At 39.0% G+C, this 14,987-nt stretch carries 18 protein-coding genes and 1 other annotated feature; of the genes, 1 reads left to right on the forward strand and 17 read right to left on the reverse strand.

Translation table 11 applies throughout. From position 1 onward, the window contains the following. The 3 genes from priA to gmk are packed head-to-tail and all read right to left on the reverse strand — an operon-like array spanning position 1 to position 3,292. On the reverse strand, positions 1-2,400 hold the full coding sequence (gene priA / locus BN1206_RS06235; RefSeq protein WP_052543068.1) for a primosomal protein N': 2,400 nt from the start codon (positions 2,398-2,400) through the stop codon (positions 1-3). Positions 2,401-2,450: 50 nt separating this feature from the next. Beyond that, on the reverse strand, positions 2,451-2,675 hold the full coding sequence (rpoZ, locus tag BN1206_RS06240; RefSeq protein WP_003547927.1) for a DNA-directed RNA polymerase subunit omega: 225 nt from the start codon (positions 2,673-2,675) through the stop codon (positions 2,451-2,453). Positions 2,676-2,677: 2 nt separating this feature from the next. Next, entirely contained in the window at positions 2,678-3,292 is a 615-nt protein-coding gene (gene gmk, locus BN1206_RS06245; RefSeq protein WP_013438195.1) for a guanylate kinase, read from the reverse strand. A 165-nt stretch (positions 3,293-3,457) separates the two neighbouring features. Here gmk and BN1206_RS06250 point away from each other — a divergent pair, with 165 nt between their 5' ends. Further along, entirely contained in the window at positions 3,458-3,742 is a 285-nt protein-coding gene (locus BN1206_RS06250; protein WP_052543069.1) for a hypothetical protein, read from the forward strand. On the opposite strand, the gene BN1206_RS06255 is transcribed toward BN1206_RS06250, so the two are convergent. From BN1206_RS06255 to BN1206_RS06320, 14 genes are all read right to left on the reverse strand, one after another. Further along, the gene (locus BN1206_RS06255) at positions 3,743-4,183 is read right to left on the reverse strand and encodes an ASCH domain-containing protein (protein WP_052543070.1); all 441 of its coding nucleotides are present in this window, start codon (positions 4,181-4,183) and stop codon (positions 3,743-3,745) included. After that, positions 4,176-5,858, reverse strand: a complete 1,683-nt coding sequence (gene recN, locus BN1206_RS06260) for a DNA repair protein RecN (RefSeq protein WP_014565970.1) — start codon at positions 5,856-5,858, stop codon at positions 4,176-4,178. The genes BN1206_RS06255 and recN overlap by 8 nt, the downstream gene beginning before the upstream one ends. A gap of 10 nt (positions 5,859-5,868) precedes the next feature. Beyond that, a complete protein-coding gene (locus BN1206_RS06265) occupies positions 5,869-6,681 on the reverse strand; it encodes a TlyA family RNA methyltransferase (protein ID WP_013438198.1) in 813 nt (270 codons plus the stop codon). Next, positions 6,682-7,551, reverse strand: coding sequence for a polyprenyl synthetase family protein (locus BN1206_RS06270; protein ID WP_013438199.1), 870 nt, complete (start codon positions 7,549-7,551; stop codon positions 6,682-6,684). Positions 7,552-7,553: 2 nt separating this feature from the next. Further along, positions 7,554-7,796, reverse strand: a complete 243-nt coding sequence (locus BN1206_RS06275; protein ID WP_007125351.1) for an exodeoxyribonuclease VII small subunit — start codon at positions 7,794-7,796, stop codon at positions 7,554-7,556. Then, the gene (gene xseA, locus BN1206_RS06280) at positions 7,786-9,144 is read right to left on the reverse strand and encodes an exodeoxyribonuclease VII large subunit (protein WP_013438200.1); all 1,359 of its coding nucleotides are present in this window, start codon (positions 9,142-9,144) and stop codon (positions 7,786-7,788) included. Before xseA ends, BN1206_RS06275 begins: the two co-directional genes overlap by 11 nt. After that, positions 9,131-9,982 (reverse strand): bifunctional methylenetetrahydrofolate dehydrogenase/methenyltetrahydrofolate cyclohydrolase, encoded by an 852-nt coding sequence (locus BN1206_RS06285; protein ID WP_013438201.1) that lies wholly within the window; start codon positions 9,980-9,982, stop codon positions 9,131-9,133. The genes xseA and BN1206_RS06285 overlap by 14 nt, the downstream gene beginning before the upstream one ends. A 56-nt stretch (positions 9,983-10,038) precedes the next feature. Next, positions 10,039-10,431, reverse strand: coding sequence for a transcription antitermination factor NusB (gene nusB, locus BN1206_RS06290; RefSeq protein ID WP_013438202.1), 393 nt, complete (start codon positions 10,429-10,431; stop codon positions 10,039-10,041). Continuing rightward, positions 10,431-10,865 (reverse strand): Asp23/Gls24 family envelope stress response protein, encoded by a 435-nt coding sequence (locus tag BN1206_RS06295; protein ID WP_013438203.1) that lies wholly within the window; start codon positions 10,863-10,865, stop codon positions 10,431-10,433. The genes nusB and BN1206_RS06295 overlap by 1 nt, the downstream gene beginning before the upstream one ends. Before the next feature lie 16 nt (positions 10,866-10,881). Continuing rightward, positions 10,882-11,451, reverse strand: coding sequence for an elongation factor P (efp, locus tag BN1206_RS06300; protein WP_013438204.1), 570 nt, complete (start codon positions 11,449-11,451; stop codon positions 10,882-10,884). A gap of 80 nt (positions 11,452-11,531) precedes the next feature. Next, on the reverse strand, positions 11,532-12,641 hold the full coding sequence (locus BN1206_RS06305) for a M24 family metallopeptidase (RefSeq protein WP_052543071.1): 1,110 nt from the start codon (positions 12,639-12,641) through the stop codon (positions 11,532-11,534). 126 nt (positions 12,642-12,767) lie between these two features. Then, positions 12,768-13,058 (reverse strand): 50S ribosomal protein L27, encoded by a 291-nt coding sequence (gene rpmA / locus BN1206_RS06310; protein WP_013438206.1) that lies wholly within the window; start codon positions 13,056-13,058, stop codon positions 12,768-12,770. Between the two features lie 20 nt (positions 13,059-13,078). Further along, a complete protein-coding gene (gene rplU, locus BN1206_RS06315) occupies positions 13,079-13,390 on the reverse strand; it encodes a 50S ribosomal protein L21 (protein WP_013642181.1) in 312 nt (103 codons plus the stop codon). Positions 13,391-13,404: 14 nt separating this feature from the next. Then, positions 13,405-13,485 (reverse strand) — a sequence feature (ribosomal protein L21 leader region). A 68-nt stretch (positions 13,486-13,553) separates the two neighbouring features. Continuing rightward, positions 13,554-14,930, reverse strand: a complete 1,377-nt coding sequence (locus tag BN1206_RS06320; RefSeq protein WP_052543072.1) for a DUF2325 domain-containing protein — start codon at positions 14,928-14,930, stop codon at positions 13,554-13,556. Positions 14,931-14,987 lie beyond the last annotated feature (57 nt).

Genomic DNA, 14,987 nt, shown 5'->3' on the forward strand with positions numbered 1-14,987 from the left:
CTACATTATTCTTTCTGGTTCATTATCAATAAAAATACTTAAGCCATACTTCTTTGCTTCCTGTGCGGAATCCTGAACATGGTGTAATAGTTTATTCAAATTAGGTTCTTTTTTATATTTTACCAGTATTTGGTAATAATATTGATTTTTTACACGAGAAATTGCACTTGGCGTTGGCCCTAAAATAATCGTTTCTGCATGAAGCTCTTTAGTTAAATAGCGTTTGATCTTAAAAGCTTCTCTTGCAGCGTTTTGCTCTTTTTTAGCAGCAATTGAAATTAAAACAGTAAAGAAGTATGGTGGATAGTTTCCAGCGTGTCTAACGTTCATTTCATAGCCATAAAAACGCTCATAGTCCTGCGTCTTAGCTAATTGAATAGCGTAGTGTTCCGGATTATATGTCTGGATCAGCACTTCTCCTTCTTTATCTGCTCGGCCAGCACGCCCAGCAACTTGCGTTAAAAGCTCAAATGTCTTTTCAGAAGCATTGTAATCTGAGAACCACAAACCTGTATCGGCATTGATTACTCCTACCAAGGTTACATTAGGGAAATCCAAACCTTTGGCAATCATTTGCGTTCCAAGTAAAATATCTGCTTCGTGATTACCAAATGCATCCAAAATTTTCTTGTAGCTACCCTTTCTACGGGTGGTATCAACATCCATGCGTAAAATTCTAGCGCCTGGCAAAAGTTCTTCCAACTCTTCTTGTACTTTTTGCGTTCCAGTACCCAAAAAACGAATTTGAGAACTTTGACAATTAGGACAACGAGTAGGAATTGGTTCAGTGTGACCACAATAGTGACACTGCATGCTGTTAGTATCCTTATGCAAGTTCAAAGATACATCACAGTTAGGACATTTTAAGACAAAGCCACATTCTCGACAAAGCATAAAGTTGGCAAAACCGCGACGGTTAAGCATCAAAATAACTTGTTCTTTTTTCTCTAGTCGCTTTTTAATCGCATCAACTAGTTCAAGCGATAAATCAAATTGGCCGCCTGCAAATTGAACATGTTTTAAATCGATTAATCTTACTTTAGGCAGCTTCTTATTGTTGGCTCTCTTGGTTAGTCGTAAAAGATGATAGACATTCTTTTGTGCCCTTGCACGGCTTCCTAAAGACGGCGTTGCGCTGCCTAATACAAGTGGACAGTGATGGTATTTACTGCGCCAGATAGCCACATCTCGAGCGTTATAGCGCGGATCAGACTCTTGCTTGTATGATGACTCGTGTTCCTCATCGATCACGATTAAGCCGATATTTTTAAGCGGTGCAAAAACCGCACTTCTGGCACCAACTACTACTTTGGTTTCGCCGCGGCGTATTCTGCGCCATTCATCATATTTTTCTCCTTCAGATAACGCACTGTGCAAGACAGCAACTTCTTGACCAAATCTTGCCTTTACTTGACGCACCATCTGTGGGGTAAGCGAAATCTCTGGCACCAGCATCAAGGCGGTTCTGCCTTGGGCTAAAGCTTTACTGATGGCATGCAAATAAACTTCAGTCTTGCCGCTACCAGTAATTCCTTCAAGCAAAAATGTTTCAGCTTTTTTCTCATCGATAGCTTTGGCAATTTCGTCTAAAGCATGTTGTTGTTCATCATTTAACTTGATTGGAGCTGGTTTTTCATCATCTTTAAAGCCTGCTAAAGGATCACGATAAACTTCAACTGCCTTTTTCTTTAGCCAGCCTTTTTTAACAGCCGAATTCAAGACTGCAGCGGTTAAACCCAATCCAGCTTCTAATTCCTTTTGTGTTTTGGGATAAGCATCGGTATGTTCAATGATATCCATCAAAAGCTGCTTTTGCTTTACCGCATTTTGCCGCAAAGTATTATAGATTTTAGTATATTCTTCTGGTGCCAAAGCCAATGCATATTGATTTTCCTTTTTCTTTTTAGCCTTATTGTCGACAACATACTCAATCTTGGCATCATCATTTTTTAGCAAACTGCGGATTTTCTTGATTTGTGTTGAATCTGTTATTTTATTTAAATCAATGGGATCGCCTTGAAAAAACGGCATCTCTTTAGCCTTTGGACTAGCAGGTAGCAATAGTTTACGATAGCCGGCCCGCATCACCCATGGCAGCATAGCCTGTAAAATTTTGATCCGGTATGAATAAATATTTTGTGCTAAATCTGCAGATAATTTAACTAATTCAGGCGTTAGTGGCGGCATTTCATCAACCACTACCAACAAATCCTTCATTTTGCCTTTAAAATTGCTAGTTTCAGATAGGCCGATAACAAAGCCTTGCACTTTTCTGGGTCCAAAAGGCACTACTACTCTTGACCCGACTTGGATTTCCTTCTCAATGTCAGAGGGAACATGATATTCAAAAACGCGATCAGTCTGTCGCGCCGCAACATCTACAATCACTTGAGCAATCATCTAATCACCTGTAAAAAAGACCTTCACCCCATAGGATGAAGGTCAATCAATTAATCTTCGAGGTTAACCTCGGCATGTGCTGGGTCAACTGTAACTTTTCCAGCAGCGATTTCTTCAAGTGCCTTACCAACGGCCTTATCACACTTAAAGTGTTCAAGTGTTGGGGGATCGCCAGCTTCAAGTTCATGTGCTCTCTTAGCAGCAAGAACAGATAATGAGTAACGTGAGTCAACACGTGACAATAATTTATCAATTGATGGGTAAGTAATTCTCATAATTAATCCTCCTTGACCATCTTGCGGTAGTCATCAATTACACGTTTAACACTGACATGTTCTGCATCAACAATTGCTTTAATATGATCTACTGCATTAGCTACTGTATCATTAACTACTGCATAATCATAGTCTTCCATTTCTAGAATTTCATTTCTGGCTTGCTTGATACGACCACGAATTACTTCTTCTGGTTCTGTACCACGATGTTCTAATCGCAAATGCAAAGTATGTAAATCAGGTGGGGTTAAAAAGATGAATACGCCATCTGGCATCTTTTCACGCACTTTTTGTGCCCCATTGACATCAATTTCAAGTAAAACATCCTTGCCTTCATGAAGCATCTTCTTCACTGGAGCGAGGGGCGTTCCATAATGATGTCCAACGTATTCATTATATTCTAATAGCTCCCCATTTTTAATAGCTTCTTGAAAACGTTCCTCGCTGACAAAGAAGTAATCCTTGCCGTCAACTTCACCTGGACGAGGTTTTCTAGTAGTCATTGAGACTGAATATTCAAATGGAAAGACCTTGTTCTCCACAATAGCACTTTTTACAGTCCCTTTACCAACACCTGAGGGACCGGAAAGTACAAGTAATAAACCTTTATCTGCCATGCTGAACTCCTCTTAGTAACTATTAATATATCTAGTTTGCACTAAAATCGCGAGATTTTCAAGTTTTCACTTTTTATTATTTTACATGTGCCAAACGCTTGTTTTGTAGAAACGAAGTTCGTATAATTATTTTATCGAACATCGGTTCAGTAAAGGATGATCAATATGTCTAATTTTTTAACCAAAAAACTAAAAAAAGCTTATCACCATTTGTTCGAATACAATACTGATAAGCTTTGTATTTATAGCCAATTTAATGGCATAATTTTAGCACGTCTGTCTTATGCTATTTTGCACAAGAATTATATTTTAATTACCTTTCAGGATGGTAGCTACGAGATTGGCCAAATTCCCAAAAGAATTTCAATTGGACGTTTCGTTTTACGCGACATCGATCGAAAAATATTACGCATCGTTGATATCGATGATATTTTTCGTGTCGACCTATAATTAGCCCACTTTAGTAAAGGTCTCGCAGACCACCTCAGTATCCTCGGTAAATTTTTTACCTAATTCTTCCTTGCATTCCCAGGTGAAAAAAGCCTCATGAACTTTTCTCCAAGATTCATAGCTGCGGTCGCCTTCACCTTCTAAGTAAGCGTGTTTTTCAGACACGTTTTTAAATGGCATGATCTCCACGGTCTCATTTTTTATGACGCATACTGGTTGATTATTACCATCTAAGACAATCGAATACATGCCAACAACTGGCACATCATCTGCTGATATATAGATGCTTGTTGTTGCTGTCTTGATTCCTCTATTAATCAAATCACTCAAAACATCTGCATCGTGACTATTAGCACCAAATGCATAAGCTCCTTCTAATGCATTTGGCGCTATTTTATTTTTTTGACAAAATTCATTCCAAAATTTGCTAATACTATTCATCTTTTATGCTCTTAATCAAATCAGCGGCATTTTTCTTAGCTGCATCTGTCACGTCTTGTCCAGCCATCATTTGTGCAATGGCAGTAATTGTTTCTTCCTTGCTTAATGGGCCAATCTGAGTGAAGGTTGAACCATCTTTTACTTGCTTAGCCACAAGATAACGTTGATCACCTGCAGCAGCTACTTGAGGTGAGTGCGTAATTGCAATTACCTGCTTGTTGTGACCAATAGAATGCATCTTTTTACCAATCGCAGCAGAAACACGACCAGAAACACCAGTATCAATTTCGTCAAAAATCATTGTTCCTACCGGTTCAACGCGGCTAAAGATAGCCTTCAAAGCTAAAATCAATCTTGATTGTTCACCACCAGAAACAATTTTTACTAATGGCATCAAATCTTCACCAGGGTTTGGAGCAATGAGAAATACAATTTCATCTGTACCCTTTTTAGTAAAGGTTTTAGTTTCATCAAAATTGATTGAGAAGCGAGCTTTTTCCATGTATAAGTCAGCAAGCTCTTGCTTAATTTGCTCTTCTAGTGAATGCGCTACTTTTTCACGAGTTAAATGCAACTTGCGTGCTTTTTGCGTTAAACGTTTTTCTACTTCTGCAACTTCAGCTTGAATCTTCTCTTCATCAAGGCCACCAGTTTCAAACTGGCTGAGTTCTTTTTGTACCTTGCTGTAGAAATCAAACACGTCTTTCAATGTTGGACCGTACTTTTTTTTCAAAGAATTCAAAGTATCAAGTCGATTAGTGACATATTGGAAACGTTCTTCGTCAAAATCCATCTGGTCCATCAAGTTGGACAATTCACTGCGAGCATCATTTAAAGCATAAACACCGTCATCAACAGTTTTGGCAAAGTCCTTAAACTTGGAACCAAACTCCGTTAAGTCGGTAGCCGCATTCTGTGCATCCCCCAACAATGTGGCTATTCCATGCTCATCATCATCGTAAAGCTGCATAAAGTAGTTAGCTGTATCTGCGATCTTTTGATAATTATTCAGCTCGTTATACTCTTCTTCGAGCTTTTCATCTTCTTCAGGATCCTCTAAGTCAGCGGATTCCAATTCATTATTTTGAAATTGCAAAATATCTTGCTTTTGTGCCAATTCCTGTGCATCCTGACGCAAATGACGCAGTTGACGGGTTAGCTTTTGCCATTTTTCAAAATCAGCTTGATAATCTGCCAAATCATCCTTAAAAGAAGCTGGTGCATAATTATCAACCAAATCAATCTGACGATCCTGATCCATTAGAATTTGCTGATCGTGCTGGCCATGAATATCAACTAAATAATGGCCTAAATCACGCAAAACGTTAATCGTCGTGAGCTGTCCATTAATTCGTACTACGTTTCTGCCTTTAACCGCCAGTTCACGGCTAATTACCAACTGATCATCATCATGAGGCAAACCATATTGATCGCATAGTTGAGCAATTTTTTCTTTCTGGTCATCAAGCTCAAACAGTCCTGTAATGACAGCCTTATTTTCACCCGATCTGATCATTTCTTTTTGACCGCGGCCACCCATTAACAATGAAACAGCATCAATAATAATCGATTTACCAGCACCGGTTTCACCAATAATGACCGTCATCTTTTCTTGAAAGCGAACCTTCAGACTTTTAATAATCGCAAAGTTTTTAATATCCAGTTCGACTAGCATCTCATCACTCCTAAAGCCCGTTTACAGCGCGCTCGACTACTTCCTCTGGGGTACCTTGCCATAGGTTATGACCACCATCTGCTTCATCTTTTTGCAAATGAATCAAAAATTCGATATTGCCTTTACCACCCTTAATAGGTGAATAATCAACGCCTAAAACGTTGAAGCCGATGTCCAAAGCTTTTTGCATAGTATGTTCAATGACTTGCTTATGAACTTCATGATCATGCACAATACCATGCTTACCCACATTTTCAGGACCAGCTTCAAACTGAGGCTTAATCAAACAAACAGCATCGCATTTATCCTTCAAAATGGCACACATTGGCGGCATGATCAAATCAAGTGAAATAAATGAAACATCGGTCATCGCAAAGTCAGGCAAACCTTGATCAAAATCTTCTGGCTTAGAGTAACGGAAATTTTGCTTTTCCATTACCACAACTCTTGGATCATCGCGGAGTTGCCAAGCGAGCTGATTATAACCAACATCTAATGCATAAACCATCTTGGCACCATTTTGCAATGCTACATCGGTAAAACCACCAGTTGAAGCACCAATATCCAGACAGATCTTATCCTTTAAATCAATATCAAAAACTTTTAAGGCTTTTTCTAATTTAAAACCGCCACGCGAAACATACTTTTTTCCATCATCTTTAACGTAAAACTTTTCGCCTTCTGGAAATTTAGTTCCGCTTTTATCAATTCTTTGATGATTATGATCAGAAACCAGTCCCGCCATAATTGCTCTTTGTGCTGCAGAACGAGAGTGAAAAATTCCTTGTTCTGCTAATAAAATATCCGCTCTTTGCTTTGTCATTTATAACACCTTTTGATATAGATCCAAAAATCCTGCCAAGATTTCACCATTCAGGCCGTGCAAATCATCTTTGGCTTGCTTAATCAAATCCCTTAATTCTTTACGACTCTTGTCAATGCCAAGAAGAGTCAAGGTATTGTTCTTGCCTTCTTCTTGGTCCTTATGCGTTGCTTTACCAGCTTCTTCGCTAGTTTCAACAACATCAACCAGATCATCATAAATTTGATAAGAGCGACCAAAGGCCTTAGCATAGTCAATTAACTTAACTTGTTCAATATCTGTAGCCTTAGCATAAACAGCGGCCATTTCAACACTAGCTTGGATTAAGCAACCGGTTTTTAGCCATTCCATCTTATTGATAAAATCAGCATCCCCAGCAACACTTTCATTATTGGTAGAATCAATATCCAAATATTGACCGCCAACCATACCGTTAGGACCCACTGCTTGCGTAATAATTTTTACCAATTCCGCAGAATTACTGCCTTGGGCAATCCATTGAATTCCGAGTGGCAACAAGGCATCCCCAGCTAAAATTGCTTCAGCTTCGCCCCACTTTTTATGACTGGTCAATTTGCCGCGACGATAATCATCATTATCCATTGCAGGTAAATCATCATGAATCAGTGAATAAGTATGAATTAATTCAATTCCGCAGGCGATTCTAATTTCTGGTTCTTCGATCTTCTTTCCTAAGGCATTTAGTGTAGCTAAGAAAAGAAGGGGTCTAAGGCGCTTGCCACCAGCCATTACTGAATATGACATAGTTTGACTAATCTTTTTGCTATCAACTTCATCAGCTAAGTGCCTAGCTAAATAATCATCAATAACGGGTGTCCAATCATCTTTAAAGTAAGTAAATGCTGTCATTTTTATTCCTCTGGTGCTGATGCGTTGTTAGGATCCAATTTGTGTTCAGTGCCGTCGCTATCAATCAACTTAGCTACAGTTTCTTCGGCACTAGTTAACTTCTTATCCAAGTCACGACTAATTTTTACGCCTTCTTGGAATTGCTTCAATGCATCTTCCAATGGAACATTACCATTTTCAAGATTGGTTACGATTTGTTCCAAATTGTTTAATTGTTCTTCAAAATTATTCTTCTTAGTTGGCATTATTTTCTTCCTCTATTTTTGTAACTGTTGCTTCAACTTGACCGTCTTTGAAATGCAGGTTCAAGCTTTCCTGCTTTTTAACTTGTTTTACTGAACTAACTGTCTTGCCATTAGCATCAGTAGTATAAACAAAACCACGCTCTAAGGTTTTAAGCGGACTGTAGTCATCTAATTGCTGAACGGTCTTGCTAAAGCTGTTGCGCTTGTCTTTTAAGTAGTGCTGCATATTATCAGCCAAACGTTTGGCCAAAAAGCGCTCTTGTTGCTGCATCTGTTGCATCTGCTTATCTGGACTTGCACTAAATAATCTTTGTTTTAACAAAAGATAACTCTGCTTTGAATGATCAACCATATTTTGCATACTGTTATGCAAACTATCCTTTAAGCGATCAACCGTCTCAATTTGCTGGTCATATAAACGCGTTGGTTCACGCATAATAACCGAGTTCTTTACTCGATTCAAGCGATCGCGTTTTTCACGAATAATTGCTTGCATGCTTGAGAATAAGCGACTGCGCAGCTGCTGAATACCGGCTAATTCATCAACCAAATTTGGCGTAGCATACTCAGCGGCGGCAGTTGGCGTAGCAGCTCTGGCATCGGCTACCAGGTCACACAAAGTGGTATCTGTTTCGTGACCAACTGAAGAAATAACCGGCATTGGCATTGCATAAATCTGACGGACCACTTCTTCTTCGTTAAAGGGCCATAAGTCTTCAAGCGAACCACCACCACGGCCAATGATCATGACGTCATACTTATCACCTTGCTCAGCTATTTGATGCATCGCACGTACTAAGGAATCTGCCGCAGTATCACCTTGTACTTGAGCAGGATAAAGGTCGATTTCGGCATGAGGAAAACGGCGGTTAGCAGTGACCATGATATCGTGAATAACCGCACCTGAAGCACTGGTTACAACTGCGATTCGGTCAGGAAAGCGTGGCAGTCTTCTTTTATGATCTTGGTTAAACAAGCCTTCTTTAGCAAGCTTGGCCTGCAATTGCTTTAATTGCTCATAAAGTGCACCAAGTCCAGCTGGTTCCATGTTTTCAGCGTAAAACTGATATGAACCTTGAGGGCCATACACGCTGACATAACCAGTAACGTAAACCTTCATCCCTTCTTCCGGTTTAAATTTAACCTTGTCGAAGTATGAACGAAACATTACCACATTAATCTTTGATTTTTCATCCTTTAATGAAAAATACTGGTGTGAATTACGGCGATATCTAAAGTTGGATAATTCACCTTGCAGAAAGACCTTATGTAAGTATGGGTCGTTTTTAAATTTCTGCGTAATATAATAATTTAAATCTGTAACCGTTAAATATTTATTTTCGGCCATTTTGTCTCCTAGTTAATTTAACTACTGCTTCCATTAAGAATTGTACAGTAAGAGGACCTACACCACCAGGGACAGGAGTAATATAGCTGGCTTTTTCTTTAACCGCATCAAAGTCAACGTCGCCGACTAATTTGCCATTAAGATGATTGATACCTACATCAACAACAACGGCGCCATCTTTTACCATGTCAGCCTTAACCAATAACGCTTCACCGGTGGCCGAAACAATGATATCGGCTCTCTTAGTAAGTTCGGCTAAGTTAGTGGTTTCTGAGTGAGCAATCGTTACTGTCGCATTTTGTTCAAGCATTAATGCAGCGAGGGGCTTACCTACAATATTGCTTCTACCAATGACAACAACGTCCTTACCCTTAAGTGGAATTTCATAATGTTTTAAAAGCGCAATAATTCCTTCTGCAGTAGCTGGCTCAATAAAGTGATCTTCCATCCATAGACGACCAATGTTAGCAGGAGTTAAGCCATCAACGTCTTTGTTGGGATCGATTCTTTCCAGCAACTCATCTGCATCAATTTGTTCAGGAGCTGGCAACTGGACCATTACCCCATTTATATTAGGATTCGCATTTAGCTTATCAATTAAGTCTAAAGCTTCTTGTTGTTTAGTATCAGCTGGCATTTGATAAATATCTTGAATAATGCCCATCTTTTCAGCTCTGCGCTTTTTGGTGCGAACATAAATTTTGCTAGCAGGATCATCACCAATATTTATTACGCAAAAATGTGGCGTTATTCCTTCAGCTTTTAAATTCTTAACCTTTTTTTTAAGATTTTCCCCTAATAAATTTGCTAAAGCTTTACCATCGAGAATTTTTCCCATTAACTTTCTCCTTACTGTTAAAAAAATAGCCGGCAAAACTGCCGGCTATTCATCCATTAAACAAAGTTTGCTAACATACCATTAATAAATGGCTTTTCTTTTGGCTCAGCAAATTCGTCACATAAATTCAAAGCTTCATTTACTGCTGCTTTAGGATCAATTTCATCGCTATTTTTGATTTCAAAAAGAGCAACTTCCATAATAGCAACGACAATTTGACTTACACGCTCTAGACGCCAGCCTTTTTTTAGGTGCTCTGACAAAGCAGATTGTAAATCTGCACGATTTTCAAGCACACCTTCGATCAACTTCTTCGAATAGGCAGAAAGCTGTTTTAAATTAAGCGCTGTAACGACTTTAGCTTCAACTTCTTCAGCATTTAAATCTGGCTCTTGATTAGCCAAATAAATGGCTTGCATAGCAACTTTGCGACTTTCGTGTTGGTTCATTATTTCTCTACTTCATCCTCCGGAAACAGCTCTGAGGTAGTTTCCTCAGGATCTTTTTCATCTTCTGGGAAAACTAAACCTACAACGTGTACATTAATTGACTTTAGTTCAAGGTCAGTCATTTGCAATAATTGTGCCTTAAGTTGCTTTTGAATTGCCACACCAACTTTAGGAACATTTACGCCACTTTCAAGATATACGTAAACATCAGCAACTAACTTGTTGTCTTCGTCAACCTTAACATTAACGCCTTTACCATGATCTTCACGGCCAAGAACCCAGTTAAGACCTGATCTTAGACTTCCGCGCATACCTGCAACGCCATCAACTTTTTCAGCAGCAATACCCAAAATAACTTCTAAAACACTTGGATCAATTTTAATTTGTTCGCTGTTTTCTTCGCCACTTAAGAGAATTTTTGAACTATCTGCCATTTCGCTACCTCAAAAACTACTTATTAGCACGTGATACGTAAGTACCGTCAGAAGTGTTAATAGTTAAAACATCGCCTTCGTTAATGAAGAATGGTACGTTAACTACCAAACCAGTTTCCATAGTAGCTGGCTTACCACCACCTGATGAAGTATCACCCTTGATGTTAGGTTCAGTCTTAGCAACCTTCAAATCAACAGTGTTAGGTAATTGAATACCTAAAGTTTCACCATCGTGCATAATTACGCTAACAACCATGTTTTCAAGCAAGTACTTGGATTCATCGCCAATTTGTTCATTTGGAATTGCCAATTGGTCATAAGTTGAAGTATCCATGAATACGTAGCTTGAACCATCGTTGTACAAGTATTGCATTGACTTAGTTTGAATATCTGCAGTTTCAACCTTAGCAGTTGAGCGGAAAGTATATTCTTGTACAGCACCAGTTCTCAAGCTCTTAAGCTTTGAACGAACAAAAGCACTACCTTTACCTGGTTTTACATGTTGGAATTCAACAATGCGCCATAAATCATTGTTGTATTGAATAGTAAGGCCATTCTTGAATTCATTTACTGAAATCATTGTCATATTAAGTCCCTCATTTCTACAATAATATCTTACCAATCTTAAACGGTTTTGGCTATAACTTCAACCTATTAAAATTACAACTATAAAGAAATTAGTTCATCTTTAGGCAAAGTTGAAAGCGTTTCTGGAGTTTGATCATGAACCAAAATATCATCTTCGATTCTAACCCCACCCTTGTCAGGCAAGTAAATACCTGGTTCAACAGTGTGGACCATGTTGTTAACTAATTTAGTGGTTCTAAATGGCAAAGCTGGCTGACAAAGTTCATGAATTTCTAGACCAATTCCGTGACCAATACCGTGGCCAAAGTATTCGCCATAACCTTGTTCGGTGATGTAATCACGTGCTGCCTTATCAACGTCATGACCGGTATTACCGACAACTGCAGCTTCTATTCCGCGACGTTGTGCTTCATGCACAATATCGTAAATTTTGTGCATTTCAGGATCTACTTCACCTAAGGAAACGGTACGCGTAATATCAGCAGCATAACCATGGTAAAAACTACCGAAGTCGATGACAATCATGTCACCTTCTTCAATCTCTTTATCGCTGGCCACACCGTGGGCCCAAGCTGAGCGAACACCAGAAGCTATAATTGTATCAAAGTCAGGACCATCTCCGCCATTAACTTTGAATAAATAATCAAGTTTAGCACCAACTGCACGTTCTTTTACGCCTGGTTTGATCATTGGCAAAATTGCCTTAAAGCTTTCCATTGAAATATTGATTGCTTTACGCAATGCGGCAATTTCTAATTCATCCTTAACATTGCGGACACGTTCAACCAATTCCTCGACCATTTCAAAATCGATGTCAGGATTAAGTTCCTTTAACTTAGCAAATTCAGCAGCTGAAACAAATTCGCCTTCAACTAAAACTTTCTTCACATTAAGCTTTTTAAGGGCCTTAGTAAGTTCTTCGTAATCACTGGAGTGTTTCATAACAACATCCATTTCACCTGGAGCTTGGGCCTTAATTTGTCCTGCAAAGCGTGAATCTGACAAAAGAGTACGTTCACCTGCGGCAGTTAAAATAAGTTGAGCTTCTTCACCGGTAAAATTGGTGAGATAACGATAATTAGCTTGATTAAAGATGATCATTGCATCGGCATCGTGCTCTTTAATCAAGTCTGTAACATGATTAATTCGGTTATTAATCAATGATAATAATTGTTGCTTTTCTTCCATAATCAGAACCTTCTTTGCATAGTATAATTTGAATCTATTATACTAGAATTTCAACTCTAATACTTGAAAAAGGTTACAAAAAAGACGAATGGTCTTAACCATTCGTCTCCTTAATTATCTTCTGAATTACTTAGCTTCTTCAGCTGGGTATACAGAAACTTGCTTCTTGAACTTGCCAAGACGTTCAAACTTAACAACGCCGTTAACAAGTGCAAATAAAGTGTCGTCTCCACCTTGACCTACGTTCTTGCCTGGGTGAATCTTAGTACCACGTTGACGGTAAATAATTGAACCTGCGTGGATTGATTGACCGTCACCAGCCTTAGCGCCTAAACGACGACCAGCTGAGTTACGACCGTTGGCAGTAGAACCGCCACCCTTGTGGTGGGCAAATAATTTCATACCTAAAATATTCATAATCATTTCACCTCTGAAAATTAAGCTTCAATCTTTTCAACTGTAACCTTAGTGTAAGGTTGACGGTGACCATACTTGCTGTGTGAGTGCTTCTTAGGCTTGTACTTGAAAGTTACAACTTTCTTTTCCTTACCTTGCTTTTCAACTTTAGCAGTTACCTTAGCACCATCTACTAATGGAGTACCAACCTTAACGTCGTCACCATTAGCTACAAGGATAACTTCGTCAAAAGTTACTTCGCTGCCTTCTTCAGCATCAAGCTTTTCTACAAATACGCTGTCGCCTTCTGCAACTTTGTATTGCTTACCACCGGTCTTAATAATTGCGTACATTTGTACACCTCCGAAAAAATACTTAGACTCGCCGAACTGAGGTGCTTCTTACTCAAGAAGACTTCTAACCCCAAGCCGTGCGGTTGCAGATGTGGAGGTCCCCACAAATACAACTCTTATATAATACAACGGTTTTCAGCGGATAGCAATAATTTACTATAAATTACTTAGTCTCTGCTTCTTTATATTCAATGGATTGTATTCCTTCATAAGCTGGCAAGCCATTTTCAGCCCGATAAAGTGCACGTTCAAAAGAACGATATCCTTTAGATGAAGAAACAGCAAATTTCACGCCATATTTTGAGGCAAATTCTTGGATGTTCCAAGTTGCATCGTGAGCGGCATATGCGGTCATCAGGATCACGATATCAAGATCCTTGATTTGCCGCTCCATGATCTTCTTTTTGCCTTCAAAAGCATCAATTGGAATAGGAATACCATTGTATCTAGTAACGATGCCTTCGAGAATACCTTCATTTTGGTTGTTACCAATCGCAATGCCGACTCTTTGATAGTGCAGATTCATGTCCAGCTTGGTTAATTCTTCCGCGTTATCCTTCTTGGATTTGTCTTTCTTCTTATAAGATAAATCAGACTTCTTTGGCGGATCTACTTGATAAATCCAGCGAATTTGAACGGCATCACTTGGATTCTTCTTAATTCTCACATCCCCTGTGTACCAGGCAAGATCTACAATCGAACCATCTTCGAGGTGAATATTTTCGCCTTGATAATAACTAGAGTCAACCGGAATAGTTACTTCTTTGCCACGAATGCGCAGTTTTTCACCCTTAATATTGCGCGTAATTGCTAACTGGCCAGTCTTTCCTTGAACTACCGCATAACGGAACTCTTCAATTGGATCGTAATCACGTGCGCGCAATTTGCGATAACCAACCACACGCAGCACTTCTGCTTCATAGTTTGGATTGTCCTTATCTTCTAAGGCTTCGACAATATCGCCACTCTTTAAGTTCAAGGAGTGTATTTGTGATTCCTTGATTCTAAAAACAATTTGACCATTATCATTAATCAAATTGCATCCCGAAAGAGTCCGAATAACTGTGTAACGTCTTCCCTTACGATAGTCACGCTTAGGTTCTTCCTTAGGCTTTAAGGCGTCTTCAAAGATTTTCTTGTTAACTGCTTCTGTTGTAGTCTTAGACTTCTGAATGGCCTGGTCAAGTTTGCCGAGTACATTACCATAACGTTTGCCCACGCCAGGAACAAAAGTAATCTTGTGCAAGGCTTCAAGTGACTTCTTCTTAGCAGCCTCATCACCAGGTGTTTCAATTAATTCAGTCAAGCCCATCAATAATTGCTTAAATTGCTTTAAATCTGCGTTTCTTTGTGCGATTGATTGTGTGTTAGCCATCTTCTTAGGCTTAGGAGCTTCCTTTTTAAGTGCCGCTTTTCCAGCTGTGCCACCTTCTGCCATAGCAAGAATTGCCTTAATTGCGTTTAAACTATTGGCTAAGCTTTTATCATCTGCGTCAGTTTTATTTAAAATAATTTTGATATTATTTCGATAATCGTACATAGTTTCACCACTTTTCCCAAATTTACATCCTATCTATTATATGCTTACTTTTAATAA

Origin of the sequence: Lactobacillus sp. OTU4228 (assembly GCF_001006945.1) — a bacterium.
GTDB lineage: Bacteria > Bacillota > Bacilli > Lactobacillales > Lactobacillaceae > Lactobacillus > Lactobacillus amylovorus.